Raw genomic sequence first — 17,851 nt, 5'->3', positions numbered from 1 at the left:
TACAAGACCCGGAGTGGATCAGTTTGGTCCCGAATCCGTCAAGTGGTCGGCGAGCGTCTCGCTGATCCGGCGTAGCTGGTCGACCTGGGCCGGGCTGAGCGCGTCGAACAGGTGCCGGCGTACCCCCTCGACGTGGCCGGGCGCGGCGGCGGCCAGGGTGGCGAAGCCGGTGTCGGTGAGCACGGCGATCTGCCCGCGCCGGTCGGTGGGGCAGTCCTCGCGGCGGATCCACCCGGACGCCTCCAGCCGGGCGGCGGCGTGCGAGAGCCGGCTGCGCGAGGAGCCGGTGAGCTCGGCCAGCTCGCTCATCCGCAGCCGCCGGTCCGGGGCCTCGGAGAGGCGGACCAGGATCTCGTAGTACGCGTGCGGCATGCCCGCGTCGCGTTGCAGCTCGCGGTCGAGCGCGTCCATCAGCGCCCGGGAGGCGGTCAGGAAGGCGCGCCAGGTCCGCTGCTCGTCGGGGTCCAGCCACCGGGTCATGACGCCCATCATAGCGCCGATAGTTGAACGCTCAACAAAACCGGGGTACGGTCGGTGGCATGGGCATCCACCGACTCAACCACGCCGTCCTCTACGTCAGTGACCTGGAGCGCAGCGTCGCCTTCTACCGCGACGTGCTGGGCTTCCGGCGGGTCCCGATGACGCCCGAGGGCTTCCGCGGCGCCGCGTTCCTCCAGGCGCCCGACTCCACCAACGACCACGACCTCGGGCTGTTCGAGATCGGCGCGGCGGCCGGGGCGTCCCAGGCCGGCCGGGCCACCGTCGGCCTCTACCACCTGGCCTGGGAGCTGGACACGCTCGACGAGCTGGGCGCCACCGCCGAGCGGCTGGCCGCCGCCGGAGCGCTGGTCGGCGCGTCCGACCACGGCACCACCAAGAGCCTCTACGGCCGCGACCCGGACGGGCTGGAGTTCGAGATCGTCTGGATCGTCCCGGCCGAGCTGCTCGACGACGCCGCGCTGGCCGCGCGTACCCGCATCGGGCGGCTCGACCTGGACCGCGAGCGGCAGCGCTACGGCGGGCAGACCCGCGGCGGCGTGGGCATCTCCGTCCCGGTCTGAGCGGGGTTCACGGCCGGTCCCGCCGCGCCGTGCGGTAGAAACGGCACCATGTCGACCGACGCCGTCCTGCGCGAGCTGCTCGTCCGCCAGCTCGACCACTGGCTCCCCGCCGCGCTGCACCGGGCGCGGCGGGCCACGCTCGCGCTCGCGTACGCCGGGGGTGACGCCACCGGCGCGGAGGAGGCGTTGCGGGTGGTGGCCGAGTTCGCCGACCGGCTGCGCGGGCGGCGGCTGACCGTGCTGGTGGTGGCCGACGACGGCACCGACCTGGCGACGCGGCTCGGCGCCGCCGAGGCCGCGCTGCCGGCCGACGTCGCCGTGCACCTGGTGCCCGGCGGACCGGACCGGCTGCCGGTGGCGCTCAAGGCCGCGGGCGCGGCCGGCGCGCCGCTGCTCACCGTGGCCGACGGCGCCGACCCGGACCCGGCCCTGCTCGCCGCCGCCGCGTCCGGCCGCCCGGCCGAGCTGCTGCTGGTCACCGTGCCCGGCCGGTCGCTGCGCCCGGCGCTGAGCGCCGCCGGGTTCCCGCTCGCCACCGAGGTCGAGCTGGTGCCCGACGGGGACGCCCCGGCGCGGCTGCTCGGCTACGCCACCGGCTCCGACAAGGGGCTGGAGACGGTCAAGGAGGCGCTCTGGGCGGTCGACGAGTACGCCGGGGTGCGCTACCGCGACCCGGCCGACCCGCAGGGGCGGCTGCTCGACATCTCGCTCGAACCCGAGCCCGGCCCACTGCGCCGGGAACTGCTGGCCGAGCTGGCCCGCTCCGGTCCGCGTACGGTCACCGAGCTGCGCCGCTTCGCCACCACGGCGACCGTCTACCGGGCCGCCGACGCCAACCGGGCGCTGGCCTCGCTGCTCGCCTCCGGCGCGGCGACCCGCGATCCCGAGCACGGCCGGCTCGGCGGGGACGTGCTGATCAGCGCCGCCCCGAACGCTGGGTCATCTGCTTGACCACTATCGAGGCTCCGGTGGCGACCACACCGATGCTGAACACCATCTGCGCGCACACCGCGATGCGGGCGATCTGGCCCTGGGCGTGTACGTCGCCGTAGCCGACAGTGGTGAGGGTGGCCAGCGCGAAGTAGAGCGCGTCGACCCGGGTGCGCAGGCCGACGAACTCGCCGGGCCGGGTGTTCGCCACCACGTAGTCGCCGAGCGCGAAGACCAGCAGTCCGGCGATCAGCGCGACCGCGAGCCGGGTGAGCGCCCGGTCCTCGTCCCGGCCGGTCGGCTGGTCCTTGACGAGCTGGCGGCGGACCTGACCGGTGACCAGGAACGCGATCACGGCCACCAGGATCGCCGTGCCGATCGAGCGCAGGGCCAGCCGCAGGCCGTTCGGGTCGGCCTCGACCGGCACGAGGAAGTAGCCGACCAGCATGAGCGCGCAGGCCGCCACGGCCCGCCGTCGTATCCGCCGCAGGGACAGGTCCGTCATGCGGCGATTCTCCGGTCACGGGGACGCCGTGGCGGGCGGAACCGCGAACCCGGCCCGCAGACGACGAGCGGGGTGCCGGCACGTCGCCGGCACCCCGCTCGTCGCCTGGGAAGGTCAGGCCTTGTCCTGCTTCCACGACAGTGGCCCCGGAAGGTCCACGCGGTGGGCGCGGGTGTTCGAGTTCCAGGACCAGCGGCCGATCTTGATGCTCCACGACGAGAAGCCGTTCTGGGTGAAGTGGAGGATCAGCGGCCCGTACTTCTTACGCTTGCGGAACTGGACGCCCATCGGGGGTGCCTCCTTCGTCTCCCTGCCTCTGCAGTCGTCTGCGTGCCTTCGCGGCATCGAACATGCCCGGATCGACGATTCGCGAAACCCTGCCCGGTCCGCTCTGGACGGTGGGACTGCCGCCCGGCAAAATCTCTATCCAACGGGTAGGTGTTAAGGAGTCGTAAATGCTGGTGGAGGCGGATCGTAACAAAGCCAGCGATGAAAGTCTCACTGAATGGAAGGGCATTGACCGGCGTGGAGAACGGTCGGCAGCATGAGGGCATGTCGCAGCGGGACGAGCTTCTCCTCACCGCTCGCGTGCACGTCGACCTGGTCCGGCACGCGAGCGCGCTCTGTTGAGCCGAGCGCTCGTCGTTCCCTCTCCGCCCGTCCGTTCCCGCAGCCGGCGCACCGTGGCCCGGCGCGGCACGGCGTGCTCCCCGGCCCCGCGCGGGCCCCCTCCACCGCATCGTGGACAGATCAGGAGACTCCGCCATGCCCTCGACCCGATCACCGCGGCGTGCCCTCACCGCCGCCGTCGCCCTGCTCGCCCTCACCACCGCCACCGCGTGCGGCGCCGACGCCGCCGCCGGCGCACAGACCAAGGAACTGCGCTACCAGGGTTCGGTGGGCCAGGTGACCCTCCCCGAACTCGCCGCCGACCTCGGCTACCTCGGTGACGTCAAACTCAACTGGATCGGCAACGTCACCGGCGGCCCGGCCGACATCCAGGCCACCGCCACCGGCCAGAGCGACTTCGGCGGCGCGTTCAACGGCGCGATCGTCAAGCTCCAGGCCGCCAACGCCCCGATCACCGCGGTGGTCAGCTACTACGGCTCCGACGCACAGACGTTCCAGGGCTACTACGTGCTCGACGGCAGCCCGATCCGCGGCCCGCGCGACCTGATCGGCAAGCGGGTCGGCATGAACACGCTCGGCGCGCACGCCGAGGCCGTTCTGCGTACCTGGCTGGCCCGGGGCGGCCTCACCGCCGCCGAGATCGCCACTGTCGAGCTGGTCGCGCTGCCGCCGGTCAACACCGAACAGTCGCTGCGCGCCCGGCAGATCGACGTCGCCGTGCTCGGCGGCGTGATCCGCGACAAGGCGGTCGCGAACGGCGGCATCCGCACCGTCTTCACCGACTACGAACTGCTCGGCGCGTTCAGCGCCGGCAGCTACGTCTTCCGCGACGACTTCCTCACCCGTAACCCGGACACCGTCCGGACGTTCGTCACCGCGGTGGGCAAGGCGATCGAGTGGGCGCGCACCCAGCCGCGCGAGACGGTGGTGGCCCGGCTCAAGGCGATCATCGCCAAGCGCGGACGCAACGAGGACACCACGCTCGTCGAGTACTGGAAGTCCAGCGGCGTCGCCGAACCCGGCGGCCTCATCACCGACCGGGAGTTCGCCACCTGGATCGACTGGCTGGCCGACACCGGCGAACTCAAGGGCGAGCGGCCGAAACCGTCCGACCTCTACACCAACCGGTTCAACGCCGCTGCGACCCCCGGTGGTGGCGCGTGAGCACCGACAAGATCCTCTTCGACCGGGTGCGCAAGGTCTTCCCGGGCCGGCGTGGCAGCGGCGGCGCGGTCACCGCGCTCGACGACCTCACCCTCGGGGTACGCCCCGGCGAGTTCCTCGTCGTCGTCGGCCCCAGCGGCTGCGGCAAGTCCACACTGCTCGACCTGCTCGGCGGGCTGGCCACCCCGACCGCCGGGCAGGTGCTCGTGGACGGCCGCCCGGTCACCGGGCCCGGCCTGGACCGGGGCATCGTCTTCCAGCAGTACGCGCTGCTGCCCTGGCGCACCGCCGCCGGCAACGTCGCGTTCGGACTCGAGGCCAAGGGCCTGCCCCGCGCCGAGCGCGCCGAGCGGGTCGCGTACCACCTCGACCTCGTCGGGCTCACCGGCTTCGCCGACCGCTACCCGCACGAGCTGTCCGGCGGCATGAAGCAGCGCGTCGCCATCGCCCGCAGCCTCGCGTACGACCCGGACGTGCTGCTGATGGACGAGCCGTTCGCCGCGCTCGACGCGCAGACCCGCGACTCGCTGCAGGACGAGCTGGTGCGGATCTGGCAGGCCACCGGCAAGACGATCGTGTTCATCACGCACGGCATCGACGAAGCGGTGCACCTCGGTCAGCGGGTCGCCGTGATGACGTCCCGGCCCGGCCGGATCAAGCAGGTCATCGACATCGAGCTGGGCGACCGGGAGGCCGAGGAGGACGTCCGCTCCACCGGCGCGTTCCGCCACCACCGGCACCAGATCTGGACGCTGCTGCGCGACGAGGTACGCGCCGCGCAGTCCGCCGTACGCGAGGAGGACCGCGTTGGTTGACGTCGCCGCACCACCGGCCCGGCCGGTGGCCGCCCCGCCCGCCCCGGCCGTCGCGCCCCGCCGGCCCGGACGCCTGCTCGGCCTCGGCGGCCGGGCGCTGCACCGCAGCGCCGCGCTGCTGGCGCTGGCCGTGATCTGGGAGACGGCGCCCCGCGCCGGGCTGGTCGACCGGGTCTTCCTGCCGCCGCTGTCCGAGGTGCTCGCCGCCTGGTGGGAGCTGCTGCGCACCGGCCAGCTCGCCGACCACGTCGGCGCGAGCCTCACCCGCTCGTTGACCGGCCTCGCGCTCGCGGTGGTCACCGCCATCCCGCTCGGCCTGCTGATCGGCTGGTACCGGCCGCTCGCGGACCTGCTCAGCCCGCTGCTGGAGGTGTTCCGCAACACCGCCGCGCTGGCGCTGCTGCCGGTCTTCGTGCTCATCCTCGGGCTCGGCGAGACGTCGAAGATCGCCCTGGTGGTCTACGCCTGCTCCTGGCCGATCCTGCTCAACACCGTTGCCGGCGTGAAGGGCGTCGACCCGCTGCTGATCCGCTCGGCCCGCTCGATGGGGCTCAACCACCTGCGGCTGTTCCAGAAGGTGATCCTGCCGGCGGCCGTGCCGACCGTGTTCACCGGCGTCCGGCTCGCCGGGGCGTACTCGATCCTGGTGCTCGTCGCCGCCGAGATGGTCGGCGCCAAGGCCGGGCTCGGCTACCTCGTGAACTACGCGCAGTACAACTTCGCGATCCCCGACATGTACGCCGGGATCATCACCATCTCCGCCATCGGGCTGGTGGTCAACCAGCTCCTCGTCGCCGGGGAACGCCGCTTCTCCACCTGGCGCGTCGACGTCACCACCGCCTGAGAGGAATCGCCATGTCCCGGACCCTGCACCTCAACGCCTTCCTGATGGGTGTCGGCCACCACGAGGCGGCCTGGCGGCACCCCCGCGCCGACCCGGACCGCCTCGCCGACGTCCGCCACTTCCAGAACCTGGCCCGCATCGCCGAGCGGGGCACGCTCGACTCGGTGTTCCTCGCCGACGGGCTCGCCGTCGGACCGGCCGTACGCCACAACATCCAGGCCGTCTTCGAGCCGCTCACGCTGCTCGCCGCGATCGCCACCGCGACCGAGCACATCGGCCTGATCGCCACCGCCTCCACCACGTACACCGAGCCGTTCAACCTGGCCCGCGCGTTCGCCTCGCTGGACCACCTCAGCGGTGGCCGGGCCGGCTGGAACATCGTCACCTCCGCCCAGGCCCGGGAGGCCCGCAACTTCAACCTCGACGACCACCCGGCGCACGCCGACCGCTACCGGCGGGCCGCCGAGTACGTCGACGTGGCGATCAAGCTCTGGGACAGCTGGGAGGACGACGCGCTGGTCCTGGACACCGCCGCGGGCGTCTTCGCCGACACCACCCGGGTGCACGAGATCGACCACGCCGGGGAGCGGTTCCGGGTCCGCGGGCCGCTGAACACGCCCCGCCCGCCGCAGGGCCGGCCGCTGCTGGTGCAGGCCGGCTCGTCCGCCGACGGGATCGCGTTCGCCGCCCGGTACGCCGAGGCCGTGTTCACCGCCCAGCAGACGCTCGCCGACGGCCAGGCGTTCTACGCCGCGCTGAAACGGGCCACCGCCGACGCCGGACGTGATCCCGAACTGGTCAAGGTGCTGCCCGGTATCGCGCCGGTCCTCGGGGGTACCGAGAAGGAGGCCCGCGACCTCGCCGACGAACTGGAGGCCCTGATCGTGCCCGAGCACGCGCTCGCCCAGCTCTCCGGCATGACCGGGCTTGACCTGAGCGGGCTGCCGCTGGACAGCCCGCTGCCGGACCTGCCCGACGCCGGCACCGTGCAGTCGCACCAGAGCCGCTACCAGCTCGTCGTCGAGCTGGCCCGCCGGGAACGGCTCACCCTGCGCCAGCTCATCGGCCGCCTCGGCGGCGGACGCGGCCACCGCGTCGTGGTCGGCACCCCGGAACAGATCGCCGACCAGATCGAGCTCTGGTTCACCCAGGGCGCCGCCGACGGCTTCAACGTCATGCCACCGCTGCTCCCCGACGGACTGGAGGACTTCGTGGACCACGTCGTACCACTGCTGCGCCGGCGCGGGCTGTTCCGGTCCGCGTACACCGGGCGCACGCTGCGCGAGCACTACGGGCTGCCCCGGCCGGCCAGCGTCTACGCGACCCGTGAGCTGGTGGCGTCGTGACCACCGTGGACCGGCCCGGTGCCGGAACGGTCGAGCTGCGCCCGGTCGACGTCGACTCGTTCCGCGGCCTGCTGCGCCGCCAGGCGTCCACCGTCACCGTGGTCACCACCCCCGGCCTGCGCGGCAACCGGATGCGGCCGGACCTGCCGCCGGCCGGCTTCACCGCCACCTCGTTCACGTCGGTGTCGCTCGACCCGCCGCTGGTCTCGGTCTGCCTGGGCCGCGCCTCGTCGAGCTGGCCCACAGTCGAGCAGGCCGAGCACGTCGCCGTGCACCTGCTCGCCTCCGGCCAGCAGGAGATCGCGCAGATCTTCGCCACCAGCGGCATCGACCGGTTCAGCGCCCACCCGGGCTGGACCACCGGGCCGTTCGGCGTGCCGCTGATCGGCGACGCGCTCGCCGTGCTGCTGTGCCGGGTCGTGCGCCGGATCGAGGCCGGCGACCACACCATCCTGCTCGGCGAGCCGCTCGCGCTCGGCGCGGGCGAGGACGGCGACCCGCTGCTGCACCACCGCGGCGGCTACACCACCACGCTCGGCGACTGGCCCGAGGCGTGGTGACCACCGCCGCCGACGAGCTGATCGCGCTCGACCGGGCCGCCCAGGACCTGCTGTTCCGGGCGGCCCGCACGGCCAACGCGTTCACCGACGAACCGGTCGGCGACGAGCAGGTACGCGCCATCCACGACCTGGTCCGGTACGGCCCGACCGCGATGAACGCCCAGCCGCTGCGGGTGCTGCTGCTGCGCTCGACGGCGGCCCGGGCGCGGCTGCTGCCGTACGTCAGCGCCGGCAACCGGGACAAGACGGCGACCGCGCCGCTGACCGCCGTGCTCGCCGCCGACGTGGACTGGCACGACCGGCTGCCCGAGCTGTTCCCGCACCGCCCCGGCGCCCGCGACTGGTTCACCGGCGACCCGGCCGGCCGGGAGGCCCAGGCCCGGTTCAACGCCGCGCTCCAGATCGGCTACCTGCTGGTCGGGGTACGCGCCGCCGGGCTGGCCGCCGGACCGATGGCCGGATTCGACACGGCCGCTGTGGAGCGGGAGTTCTTCCCCGGCGGGCGGCACCGGGTGCTGCTGCTGATGAACATCGGCCGCCCGGCGCCGGACGCCTGGCGGGAACGGCTGCCGCGCCTGCCCTACGAGGAGGTGGTCGGCACGCTGTGAGTCAGCGCGGCTCCCACGCGTCCGGCTGCGCGGTCAGCTTCCGCACGTGCGCCGGCAGCCGGCCGCTGACCAGCTCGTCCAGGCTCACCTCGTCGACCACGCGGCGCACCGAGGCGCGTACCGCCACCCAGAGGCGGGGCAGGTTCTCCGCCGCCCCCTCGTACCGCGTCTCCTCGGGGCGCAGCCCGCGTACCCCGGCGAGCGGGCCGTCGACGGCGCGCAACACGTGCCCGATGGTGATCTCGCGCGGCGGCCGGGCCAGCGTGTAGCCGCCCTCGGCGCCGCGCTGGGCCCGGACGACCCCGGCCCGGCGCAGGTCGGCCAGGACCGCCTCGAGGAACTTGCGCGGCATGTCCTGCTCCGCCGCGATGGCCTGGGTGGACAGCAGGGTGGGGTACGCGGTGGCCAGGCTCAGGGCTGCCCGGACCGCGTAGTCGCCGCGCGCGGAGATCTGCACAGTGCCATCATGCCTGGCCGGTGGGTGCGGGGGAGTCGGCGGGCGGCCGGGGTCGCACCAGACGGACTGGCAGCGGCCGTTCCCGGTTGGCCCGGAACGTGCCCGGGCTCACCCCGACCTCCCGGGTGAAGAAGCGGCCGAAGTTCGTCGGCTCGGGAAAACCCAGGTCCCGGCCGATCCGGGCGATCGACTCGTCGGTGGCGGCCAGCAGCCGGCACGCCTGCAACGCGACCCGCTCGTCGATGACCTGCTTGGCGCTGCGCCCGGTCACCGCCAGGCAGGCCCGGGTCAGCGTACGCACCGAACAGCCCAGCTGGGCGGCGTAGTCCTCGACCCGGCGGGTGTGCCGGTAGCCGCGTTCCACCTCGCGGCACAGCCGCCGGAACGTGTCGGTCTCGGCCCGCGGCGCGGCACCGTTCTCCGGATGCGGCAGCAGGCTCAGCCGCAGCAGCAGCACCGCGAGCTGGTGACGCAGCAGCGCCGCGGCGGGCGGCACCATCGCGTGCCGTTCGGCGTCCACCGCGAGCTGACTCACCTCGCTGATCACCGCGTCCTCGTCCTCACCGGCGAGCTGACGGTGGGCGGGCACCGCCTCCGGATCGACGTCGAGGCCGGCCAGCGCGTCCGGCCGCCAGCTCACCACTGTCGCGTCGAGCTGCGCGCCGACGCACCGCAACACCTGACCGGGGTACGCGCGCAGCAGCGTGCCGGGCCGGCAGGGCACCGGCCGGAAGTCCAGCTCGGCGGTGCCGTGACCGTGGGTGACCAGGATCAGCACGTCGCGGTCGAGCAGGACCGGCCGGGGCCAGCCGGGCTCGGCGGCGAGGTCGTCGAGCGCACCGGTGAGGATCTCGTCGGCGCCGGGGCGCGGCTCCGGCGGGCCGGTGCGGGTGGCCGGGGAGGGCTGACCGGTAGTGACCATCTCCCCGACGGTAACCGGCCCGGCCGCACGTTGCATCTCGACGGTTTCGCCCGCACGGGGCGGTCTTGTCGGCACGCACGGCCGACGGTTAGGTTACCGATCGGTAAGCCCCGGGTCGGCCGACCGGCCCCCGGCCGGGCGACGGCGATGGGATGAGCATGACGGAACTGTTCTCGGTCGACGGCAAGACGGTGCTGGTCACCGGCGGTTCGCGGGGGATCGGGCTGATGATCGCGCGGGGCTTCGTACGGGCCGGCGCAAAGGTGATCATCTCCTCGCGCAAGGCCGACGTGTGCGAGTCGGTCGCCAAGGAACTCTCCGCCGAAGGGCACTGCGAGGCGATCCCGGCCGACCTCGGCAGCGACGCGGGCGCGCTGGCGCTCGCCGAAGCCGTGCGGGAACGCCACGACCGGCTGCACGTACTGGTGAACAACGCGGGCGCCACCTGGGGCGCGCCGTTGGAGGAGTACCCGGAGGGCGCCTTCGACAAGCTTTGGGCGGTCAACGTCAAGGCCGTCTTCCGGCTCACCACCGCGCTGCTGCCGCAACTGCGCGCCGCGGCCGGCGCCGACGACCCGGCCCGCGTGATCAACATCGGCTCGGTCGACGGCATCCGGGTGCCGTGGATGGAGGTGTACGCGTACTCGGCCACCAAGGCCGCCGTGCACATGCTCACCCGCAGCCTCGCCCACCAGCTCGCCGGCGAGCGGATCACCGTCAACGCGATCGCGCCCGGCCCGTTCGAGAGCAAGATGATGGCGTTCGCGCTCGACGACCCGGAGTCGCGCTCGGCGATCGAGCAGCAGGTCCCGCTGGGCCGGATCGGGCGACCCGAGGACATGGCGGGCACGGCGATCTACCTGGCGTCGCGCGCCGGCGCGTACCTGACCGGCGCGGTCATCCCGGTCGACGGCGGAATCACCACGCGCGGCTGAGGCGTATCCCGGTGAAGACGGCCCGGGGCCGCGCGGACTCGGCAGATCCGCGCGGCCCCGGGTGTTGCCGTGTCAGCGACCGGCGAGCAGCCGGTTCACCGCGGTGTCGACGTCCAGGTGCTCGGCCTCACGGCCGCGCGGGACGACGACGTAGGTCCGGCGCAGGAAGCGCACCAGCACGCTGCGCGGAACCTCGAACAGGGCGTTGCCGTCCGGGGACGACAGCGCGAGCGCGACGAAGTCGCCGCGCGGTGTGGCCCACGGCCAGACCCGCACATCACCGATGCCGGCCGGCTCGTCGAGCCCGGTGACCAGCAGTTCGCGTGCGAACGACCAGCTCACCGCCTCGCCACCGGCGGACTCGGCGTGGAACAGGACATGGACCGCATACGGGTCAGCAGGGTCGTAACGCAGACTGGCACGCACCGGCAAGGCGGTGGCGTCAGGCGCGACGAGCCTTAGCGACGTCTCGACCTCTACGGTCGTCGGTCGGATGACACTCATGGACGTTCTCCCCCCGGCACCGCTGCGGAACGCGCGTGTCCCGCTTTTCCCATACTCAGGTGCTGCTCCTGGCTACGCTCCGCCATACGCTGACTTCACCCAGTGGTGGGAAGGGGTTCGGAAAGCCCCCGGGAACCACTCGGCCCCGCGTAGAATTTCCGGTTCCGCCCACTCCGTCGTCCCGCCCGGCAACGGGTGGTTCAGTCGTCGACTTACTCCGGTAACGTCCAGTCGTCAGCAGGGGTGACGGTCCCGCGCGACACTGGGGGTGGAAATGGTCACGGGGGGCGGGTCGGTGACGTCGCGGACCACGGCCGAATCGCCGAAAGGTGCGGCCCGAGCAGCCGAAAGTCGGGGGTACGAGGTGCCTGTGGAAGGGCGGTCGCGAGGCACTCTCACGGAGCAGCGCCGGCGCCGACGTGGCTGGCGGCTGCGCCTGCACACCACCCTCGAACTCATCCGCGCCAACCCCACCGGCCGCGTCGCCCTGAAGATCTTCATCGGCATCCTCGGCGCGATCGTGGTCACCGTCGGCATCGCGCTGATCCCGCTGCCCGGGCCCGGCTGGCTGCTGGTCATCGCCGGCCTCGGCGTCTGGGCCGTCGAGTTCCACTGGGCGCGACGGCTGCTCGCGTTCACCCGCCGGCACGTCAACTCCTGGACGCAGTGGGTGAAGCGGCAGTCACTGGGAGTGCGTTTCGTGTTGGGCGCGGTCGGGCTCGTGTTCGTGTCCGTCGTGGTGTGGCTGTCACTCAAGTACAGCCTCGGCATCGACGTCGTGGCGCAGGCGCTGCACTACCTCGCGACGCACTGAGGGCCGGTTTTTGGTCCGGGCGGGTGATCGGGTAGAGTCATGCGCGCTGAGGGCGATTAGCTCAGCGGGAGAGCGCTTCGTTCACACCGAAGAGGTCACTGGTTCGATCCCAGTATCGCCCACGCAGGTCAAAGGCCACTTCCCGGCTTCGGGAGGTGGCCTTTCTGCTTGCGTACAGCAGCGGCGTCAGCAGATGGTCAGCGAACTCTTCGCCAAGGCGTAAGCCGCATCTGGAGTCATGCCAGCGGGTCGGCTCGGCCGTCTCGCCGACGCCAGTTCCCTCCGCTTCAGAATCGTCGCAGGCCCTGATGCGCTGTGGGCAGCGGCTACGGAGCTGCGGCTACGTAGCAATGGGCGGTCGATGACCTCCGCTTTGCCCTTCGCTTCCGTGCCGATTGTCTAGTCCCATCACATGCTTGGCCGACCCGTCTCAGCGCATGGTTTACACATCGACTAGTGCCTCGTCATGCAGCCTTGAACGGGTAATCCGGGTGGCGGATCTTGGATCCGGTGGCGAATCCGGTTTTCGGTCGGGCGCGTTGGTTGCGCCAGCGGATGTAGTCGCCGATGGCGGTGTCCTGTTCGGCGTGGCTGCGGTGGTCGGTGCCGTTGAGAGCGAAGTACCGCATGGCGGCGAACTCGGCCTCGATCCAGTTGAGCCAGGACGCGTAGGTCGGTAGGAACACCAGGTCGACCTGGTTGGCTGCGCACCAGGCGCGGACCTCGGGGTGCTTGTGCGGGGAGAAGTTGTCCACGATCAGGTAGAGCCGCTGGTCGGGCCAGCGGCGGCGCAGGGTCTTGAGGAAGGCCAGGAATTCGCGCCAGCGTTTGCGGTCACGGATGCGGTAGTGCAGGCGGCCGGTGGCCAGGTCGAGGGCGGCGATCATGTGCCGTACTCCCTGGTCACGGGTGTAGGTGGCCCGCAGCCGTACGGGCTGGCCCTGCGGGCGCCAGGCGTGGCCGGGGCGGGGTTGCAGGTTCAGCGGCCCGAACTCGTCCACGCAGATCACCCGCCCGTCGGCGGGAGGGTCGTCGTAGAGGTCCAGGATCCGGCGCATCTTCGACGTGAAGTCCGGGTCGGTGCTGGCCTTCCACGTCTTGGTGGCCTGCCAGGAGACCCCACGCTCGCGCAGGACCCGACGGATCGTCTCCACGCTGATGGTGCTCACGTAGCCGGCGTCGATCAGGTAGTCGCGCAGCTTGGCAAGCGGCCAGCAGGAGAACGGTTTGCCGAGGAACCGGGGGTCGCACCGGGCGATGACGCAGATCCAGTCGCGGGTCTGCTCATTGAGCCATTTTCATCGTGGGTAGCGGGCCTCCTCGGCGGCTTGGAGGACGAGGATGGCCTGGACGATTGGGGTGGCGCGGCGTGGGCAGCAGCGGAGTTTGGTCAGGATCTTCCACGTCTTGAGCGTGGAGACGGCGCGTTCGCCGAGGGCTCGGATCTTGGCGTGGTGCCGGTTGACGGACTTCTGCCGGCGGGACAGTCGGGTGCGGCGGCGTTTGAACGGGGTCCAGATGGCGCCGCGGGCGCCTTGATAGCCCTTGTCCGCGAAGGTCAGCACGTTGGTGCTGGTCAGGGCGTCGATCAGGCCGTGCGTGCGGGCGGCGGTCAGGTCGTGGACGGCGCCGGGCAGGGCGGGTGAGGCCCAGACCAGCCGCCCGGCCGGGTCGGCCAGGACCTGCACGTTCACGCCGTGTCGCTTGTGCTTGCCGGAGTAGTAGGGCCGCTGGTCGGCGACCCGGTCGATCGGGATCAGCGTGCCGTCGAGGATCGCGTACGCCAACCGGGTGACTCGACGCATCGCCGCGGTGAGGTCGTCGGCGCAGCCGGCGAGCAGGTCGACGGCCTCGCGCAGGTAGCGCCATACGGTGGCCACCGACACGGCGAAGCCGGCGGCCAGCCGGGTGAGGGTGTCGCCGTTGCGCAGGTGGGCCAGAGCCATCAGCGCCTGCTGCTGCGCAGGCAGCCGGCGCCAGCGGCCGCCGAGCGTGCGGCGCCGACCACGGATCAGCTCGGTCAGGCGGGTCAGGCTACGCGTGGACAGCGGGATGCTGGCAGGATAGGTCAGCAACGAAGCTCCTGTGCTGGGCAGTGCGTCTTGGTCGACTGCTGTCCTACCGGGAGCTTCGTCCTATCTGGAGCATCGACACGCCCCTGCCTACCTGCTCAGGCCCCTTGATCACGATGAAAATGGCTCATTGATCCGTCTCGGTGCGCCCCCGCTCCATTTTGGGTCCAGCGCGTCAAACCCCCGCTCGTTGAACGCGTGGATCACGTCGCGGACGTAGTCCTCACTGCTCTTGAGCAGGTGAGCGATATCCGGGGCCGGCTGCCCCTGGGCGGACATCAGCACCACGATCGCCCGGCGCAGCTTCACCGGGTCCTTCGCCGTTCGGCTGATCCGCTGCAACCGCTGCCCCTCAGCCATCGACACCTGCCGGACGAACACTTCCGGGCATCGACCCACCCGGCACCACCTCCCATCAAGCGCTGGGAGACAGCCTGCCCGACACACCCTCAAAGCCGACGGATTACACGATCAACGTTCAAAGAAGCGGCACTAGGAAGTCTGAGCCTCCATGGTGTCCGGCCCAACTCCGGCCTGCGACTGCCGATTAGCGGCGATGCGGCGCAGTGAGCTGGCCACGAAAGCCTCCTTGTTCTGCCGACTCGGAGTTAAGCGACCGAAATCGTCTAATTCCACAGGGGCATCCGGACCGCCGAGTAGGGGCCCTAGGCGTTTCAGAATCTCATCTACACCGAGAATCACATCAAGTGCTGCCTCGGGAAATTCAGTGTCAATTACCGTTCTCGACCTGCCGGCACCCATGACCACAGCTTCTCCGACAAGAGCAACAAGGATATCCATAAGGCTCCAGGATCCTTCGTCGATGCGCTCCCAAAGCCAGGCCCTGACATCATCGCTAGGCTTGAATACGTGCCACATGCGGAGGGCATACCGTGTCGTGTCGGAGGCGTTACCCAACGGCGAGCTAGAAATCTCCTCGAAGTACTTTGTCACCCTTGCCGCTACTCGCTCGTGGACCGGGCCGAACCAGTCTGGACAAGGATTGGTGCCGTGCCGAGGAAGGCCCAGATCCACCAAAAATCGCAGATCGATGTGCTTTGCCATCTCGTCAACGGTGCCTGAACGCTTCTTCGGATCCATTCGAATGAAAAGCTCCGTGGCTAAGAGACGGAAGGCAAACTCCTGGTCGAATCGGCGCTCCGCTTCGGAACCACCAGCGAACGGGTTCGAACCTGAAAGGAATATTAGGATCTCGGAGGGCCTATCCACCGATCCTTGCTGCGCGAGCGAGAGCAGCTTGCTCAATGCGAGGCTCGGGTTCGCTTGCAGGGCCGACGAGAGCCGCGAGCGCGACTCCCCTTCCGCTCCCGCCGCTATCTCATCGAGCGCCTGAATCACAACTGAGTCGGCAATATCGAACTCCGTAACCCCATACTGGAAGTAGCGATCGAAGTACTCTTCACTCCCCGCCCTCCGCGCAAATTGCAGGTCACGATAAAATCCGTCGCCTGCCTGGTTCCTGTCGATTCTGTTTGCTAGTACGGGGAAGACGTTTAACAGTAGGCGGAGAATCAAATCTTTGCGATCGTCGGGCACCCCCCATGACTGAAAATGGTCGAGCCAGCGCTGTCTAGTCTGCTCCGGCCTCTCTCGGGAGGCGCCGAGGGTGTCCCAAAGATTGACACCGGAGCCAGTTAAGGCGGCCTTTTGTCGGTAAAGGTTCTCGTAGACTTTAGACTCAAATGTGCGAAGGAAGGTCAATGTCAAGAAGTCAAGGAAGTCGACCTCTCCAGAGACAAGCGGAAAAGAGGCATCCACCTGCGCAAAAAACCTGTTGATCGCCCTCGGCTGACGAAGATACGGCGCCATGCTCTCGTATCGCAAAGCAAGAGCATCATTAGCTCTTTCGCTCCAAGGAATGTCATGCTCTTCGAGAATCTCGCGAAGGCATTCCCAAACAAGATCTCCTTGCTTCTGCTCGTGCAGTGGCGGAAGATCCATTCGAACCTGGACGATCTTCTCAAGATAGTCTCGCGCTCGACGCTCGTCATCGAGCGCGAGGTCGGATCGTGCAATTACGTCGAGGACCGTACGTTCATCGTAGGCAAGGAGATAGTAGACATTTGGCAGGCGGCCAGTCAGCCGGATCAGCTTAAGAACGAGGAGGAGTTCACCGGGCTGGAGGCGATCGATATCGTCGATCGTGACCAAAATACGCCGACCGTAGGCGCGAAGTCCTTCCGCCAAATCGCGCTTCTGCGCCTCCGCGGTCACGTCGCCTCGTATAGCAGCGCCCGCCGCTTCGACCGCCTTGCTCGGATCCAGTCCAAGTACGGCACCCAAGCTAGCGTATGGCGCGACACTCATGGCGTAACCACCGAGCTTACGGCGAAGCTTCTTGGTGCCCTTCGCTCCTCCGATGGCCTCATTTAAGGCTGCGAAGAAATCATTCAGCAAAGGACCGATATCGGAGAAAAGCCAGGGGTTGAAGGAAACTACAGTCCATCCTTGTTTCGATTGGACCGATTGCTCGACTAGCGACAGCATGGAGGATTTACCGCTGCCATAAGGGGCGATTAGAGCCAGCACCGAAGTCTCGCTCTGCTCCGCGATTTTTTCGCAGACATGAGCTACCTGGTCGGCGAAGGCTTCTCGCCCCAAGCGATCCTCAGACCGGTTGCGAATCGGGTCGTCGGCAAAAAAGCGCCATCGCTTACTGGCCCGAGAGGAGTCGGCTGCACTCGACATACGCAGAATCTTAGCTCTGGCCGGCGACCATGATGATGCCGCTGTTGGAAGCCCTGCGTTGCACCCGGACGGGTTCGACGGAGGGGCGTGGTGGTGGTCCTGCTGGTCGGGCGCCACGCAGGCGTTTCAGCGCGATGACGGGACGTCGCTGTCGCCGCGGAGGGCCGATCGATCAGACCGGGTTGATCCCGCTCTCCAGTTGAACACGCGTCCCGATCGGTCCGCTCGACAGGTAATGCAGGTTTGGGGTAGCCGTCGTCTCTGAGAACCTCGTTCATTCGCATCAAGCGGGGGAGGGGCGTGATCACGCCGGAGATTCTGCCGTGCGTGGCCGGGCCATGGAACAGGCTTGCCAGGGTCAATTGTCGAAGAATCCGTGTATGCGGAACTTGCTGGGGTTGTTGGGTATGTCCTGGTATCTAACCCATGTGACAAAGTCTTCCAAGAAGTTCATGTAAGAGAAGTGGCTGCCACGCAGCTTGCGCTCACCTTGGACATACGGCTCAATAACACTCCAAACCCGCTCCAGCCTGTAATGAATCGGAAGCGCCACCAAGGTTTTGTCGACCACCTTGTATGCGGCCAAGTAGGCGAGTGTTAGGTAGTAGGCCGTTACGTAGGTTGCGGCCCTTCGAACGTCGTCCGGGAGCTTCGAGATGCCGCATTCTGGATCATGCTGACCGATTTCCGCCAGAAGGAACTCCTCTTTTTCGACCAGCTCGGTCGAGCCGACCTGCCGAATGAGATCAACGATCATCGGAAGTTGGTTGGCGCGGTTCATGAGCGCGTACTGCCTGATCGCGATCCCTGCCGATATCGCGAGGGAGAGTAGGGCCGCCACCAGTGTGCCGGCATTCAATACAGTCTCCATAGACCGATGTTAATAAGCGCCATCAAAGGTGTACGTGGGATTCCTGCTGACAGGATGCGTGCCGGTCGCCCTGTCAAGGCTGACGACGCAGGCGATGATTTCCG

22 protein-coding genes and 1 tRNA gene are annotated in these 17,851 nt (G+C 69.4%); 12 read left to right on the top strand and 11 right to left on the bottom strand.

Annotation, left to right across the window (positions count from 1 at the left end):
• Window positions 1-18: 18 nt before the first annotated feature.
• Entirely contained in the window at window positions 19-489 is a 471-nt protein-coding gene (locus O7542_RS17300) for a MarR family transcriptional regulator (protein WP_043330503.1), read from the bottom strand.
• Window positions 490-539: 50 nt separating this feature from the next.
• On the opposite strand from O7542_RS17300, the gene O7542_RS17295 reads away from it, so the two are divergent.
• Window positions 540-1,061, top strand: coding sequence for a VOC family protein (locus tag O7542_RS17295; RefSeq protein ID WP_043325531.1), 522 nt, complete (start codon window positions 540-542; stop codon window positions 1,059-1,061).
• Window positions 1,062-1,109: 48 nt separating this feature from the next.
• Entirely contained in the window at window positions 1,110-2,012 is a 903-nt protein-coding gene (locus O7542_RS17290) for a hypothetical protein (protein WP_064447223.1), read from the top strand.
• Here O7542_RS17290 and O7542_RS17285 read toward each other — a convergent pair.
• Both O7542_RS17285 and O7542_RS17280 read right to left on the bottom strand, forming a co-directional pair.
• Window positions 1,978-2,496: a potassium channel family protein gene (locus O7542_RS17285; protein WP_064447224.1), complete on the bottom strand. Its 519-nt coding sequence runs from the start codon at window positions 2,494-2,496 to the stop codon at window positions 1,978-1,980. The two genes, O7542_RS17290 and O7542_RS17285, sit on opposite strands and share 35 nt — an antisense overlap.
• 114 nt (window positions 2,497-2,610) lie before the next feature.
• Window positions 2,611-2,784 (bottom strand): DUF4236 domain-containing protein, encoded by a 174-nt coding sequence (locus tag O7542_RS17280; protein ID WP_064498970.1) that lies wholly within the window; start codon window positions 2,782-2,784, stop codon window positions 2,611-2,613.
• A gap of 201 nt (window positions 2,785-2,985) precedes the next feature.
• Between O7542_RS17280 and O7542_RS17275 the strand changes: the two genes are divergently transcribed.
• From O7542_RS17275 to O7542_RS17245, 7 genes are all read left to right on the top strand, one after another.
• The gene (locus tag O7542_RS17275) at window positions 2,986-3,126 is read left to right on the top strand and encodes a putative leader peptide (RefSeq protein WP_157539073.1); all 141 of its coding nucleotides are present in this window, start codon (window positions 2,986-2,988) and stop codon (window positions 3,124-3,126) included.
• Window positions 3,127-3,261: 135 nt separating this feature from the next.
• Complete coding sequence (locus tag O7542_RS17270) at window positions 3,262-4,290, top strand: ABC transporter substrate-binding protein (protein WP_104114503.1); 1,029 nt, start codon at window positions 3,262-3,264, stop codon at window positions 4,288-4,290.
• Window positions 4,287-5,105: an ABC transporter ATP-binding protein gene (locus tag O7542_RS17265; RefSeq protein WP_281604891.1), complete on the top strand. Its 819-nt coding sequence runs from the start codon at window positions 4,287-4,289 to the stop codon at window positions 5,103-5,105. Before O7542_RS17270 ends, O7542_RS17265 begins: the two co-directional genes overlap by 4 nt.
• Window positions 5,098-5,949: an ABC transporter permease gene (locus O7542_RS17260; RefSeq protein WP_281604890.1), complete on the top strand. Its 852-nt coding sequence runs from the start codon at window positions 5,098-5,100 to the stop codon at window positions 5,947-5,949. The genes O7542_RS17265 and O7542_RS17260 overlap by 8 nt, the downstream gene beginning before the upstream one ends.
• 11 nt (window positions 5,950-5,960) lie before the next feature.
• Window positions 5,961-7,295 carry an LLM class flavin-dependent oxidoreductase gene (locus tag O7542_RS17255; protein ID WP_281604889.1) on the top strand — a complete coding sequence of 445 codons (1,335 nt, stop codon included), beginning with the start codon at window positions 5,961-5,963 and terminating at the stop codon, window positions 7,293-7,295.
• On the top strand, window positions 7,292-7,855 hold the full coding sequence (locus O7542_RS17250) for a flavin reductase family protein (RefSeq protein WP_043325522.1): 564 nt from the start codon (window positions 7,292-7,294) through the stop codon (window positions 7,853-7,855). The genes O7542_RS17255 and O7542_RS17250 overlap by 4 nt, the downstream gene beginning before the upstream one ends.
• Window positions 7,852-8,463 (top strand): malonic semialdehyde reductase, encoded by a 612-nt coding sequence (locus O7542_RS17245; protein ID WP_281604888.1) that lies wholly within the window; start codon window positions 7,852-7,854, stop codon window positions 8,461-8,463. The genes O7542_RS17250 and O7542_RS17245 overlap by 4 nt, the downstream gene beginning before the upstream one ends.
• A 1-nt stretch (window position 8,464) precedes the next feature.
• Here the strand turns inward: O7542_RS17245 and O7542_RS17240 are convergent, their stop codons facing one another.
• Window positions 8,465-8,920 carry an Rrf2 family transcriptional regulator gene (locus O7542_RS17240; protein ID WP_013284925.1) on the bottom strand — a complete coding sequence of 152 codons (456 nt, stop codon included), beginning with the start codon at window positions 8,918-8,920 and terminating at the stop codon, window positions 8,465-8,467.
• A 7-nt stretch (window positions 8,921-8,927) separates the two neighbouring features.
• Complete coding sequence (locus O7542_RS17235) at window positions 8,928-9,842, bottom strand: AraC family transcriptional regulator (protein ID WP_166457098.1); 915 nt, start codon at window positions 9,840-9,842, stop codon at window positions 8,928-8,930.
• Between the two features lie 158 nt (window positions 9,843-10,000).
• On the opposite strand from O7542_RS17235, the gene O7542_RS17230 reads away from it, so the two are divergent.
• The gene (locus O7542_RS17230; protein WP_043325516.1) at window positions 10,001-10,777 is read left to right on the top strand and encodes a glucose 1-dehydrogenase; all 777 of its coding nucleotides are present in this window, start codon (window positions 10,001-10,003) and stop codon (window positions 10,775-10,777) included.
• Window positions 10,778-10,849: 72 nt separating this feature from the next.
• Here O7542_RS17230 and O7542_RS17225 read toward each other — a convergent pair whose 3' ends face one another.
• On the bottom strand, window positions 10,850-11,281 hold the full coding sequence (locus O7542_RS17225) for an SsgA family sporulation/cell division regulator (protein WP_007457244.1): 432 nt from the start codon (window positions 11,279-11,281) through the stop codon (window positions 10,850-10,852).
• Window positions 11,282-11,555: 274 nt separating this feature from the next.
• On the opposite strand from O7542_RS17225, the gene O7542_RS17220 reads away from it, so the two are divergent.
• Window positions 11,556-12,095 carry a TIGR02611 family protein gene (locus O7542_RS17220; RefSeq protein WP_176722870.1) on the top strand — a complete coding sequence of 180 codons (540 nt, stop codon included), beginning with the start codon at window positions 11,556-11,558 and terminating at the stop codon, window positions 12,093-12,095.
• Window positions 12,096-12,145: 50 nt separating this feature from the next.
• A tRNA-Val gene (locus O7542_RS17215) sits at window positions 12,146-12,217 on the top strand.
• A gap of 342 nt (window positions 12,218-12,559) precedes the next feature.
• Here the strand turns inward: O7542_RS17215 and O7542_RS17210 are convergent.
• The 5 genes from O7542_RS17210 to O7542_RS17190 form a co-directional block, all read right to left on the bottom strand.
• On the bottom strand, window positions 12,560-13,354 hold the full coding sequence (locus tag O7542_RS17210; RefSeq protein WP_281606482.1) for an IS630 family transposase: 795 nt from the start codon (window positions 13,352-13,354) through the stop codon (window positions 12,560-12,562).
• A 39-nt stretch (window positions 13,355-13,393) separates the two neighbouring features.
• Window positions 13,394-14,170, bottom strand: a complete 777-nt coding sequence (locus O7542_RS17205) for a transposase family protein (RefSeq protein ID WP_274477492.1) — start codon at window positions 14,168-14,170, stop codon at window positions 13,394-13,396.
• 108 nt (window positions 14,171-14,278) lie between these two features.
• Window positions 14,279-14,527: a helix-turn-helix domain-containing protein gene (locus O7542_RS17200; protein ID WP_281604887.1), complete on the bottom strand. Its 249-nt coding sequence runs from the start codon at window positions 14,525-14,527 to the stop codon at window positions 14,279-14,281.
• Window positions 14,528-14,659: 132 nt separating this feature from the next.
• Window positions 14,660-16,876: a P-loop NTPase fold protein gene (locus tag O7542_RS17195; protein WP_281604886.1), complete on the bottom strand. Its 2,217-nt coding sequence runs from the start codon at window positions 16,874-16,876 to the stop codon at window positions 14,660-14,662.
• A gap of 358 nt (window positions 16,877-17,234) precedes the next feature.
• Complete coding sequence (locus O7542_RS17190; protein WP_281604885.1) at window positions 17,235-17,747, bottom strand: hypothetical protein; 513 nt, start codon at window positions 17,745-17,747, stop codon at window positions 17,235-17,237.
• Window positions 17,748-17,851 lie beyond the last annotated feature (104 nt).

Origin of the sequence: Micromonospora sp. WMMC264 (assembly GCF_027497275.1) — a bacterium.
GTDB classification, from domain to species: Bacteria; Actinomycetota; Actinomycetes; order Mycobacteriales; family Micromonosporaceae; genus Micromonospora; species Micromonospora chalcea.
Note: the sequence above shows the minus strand (reverse complement) of the source record. Positions and strands in the feature narration are given on the sequence as shown.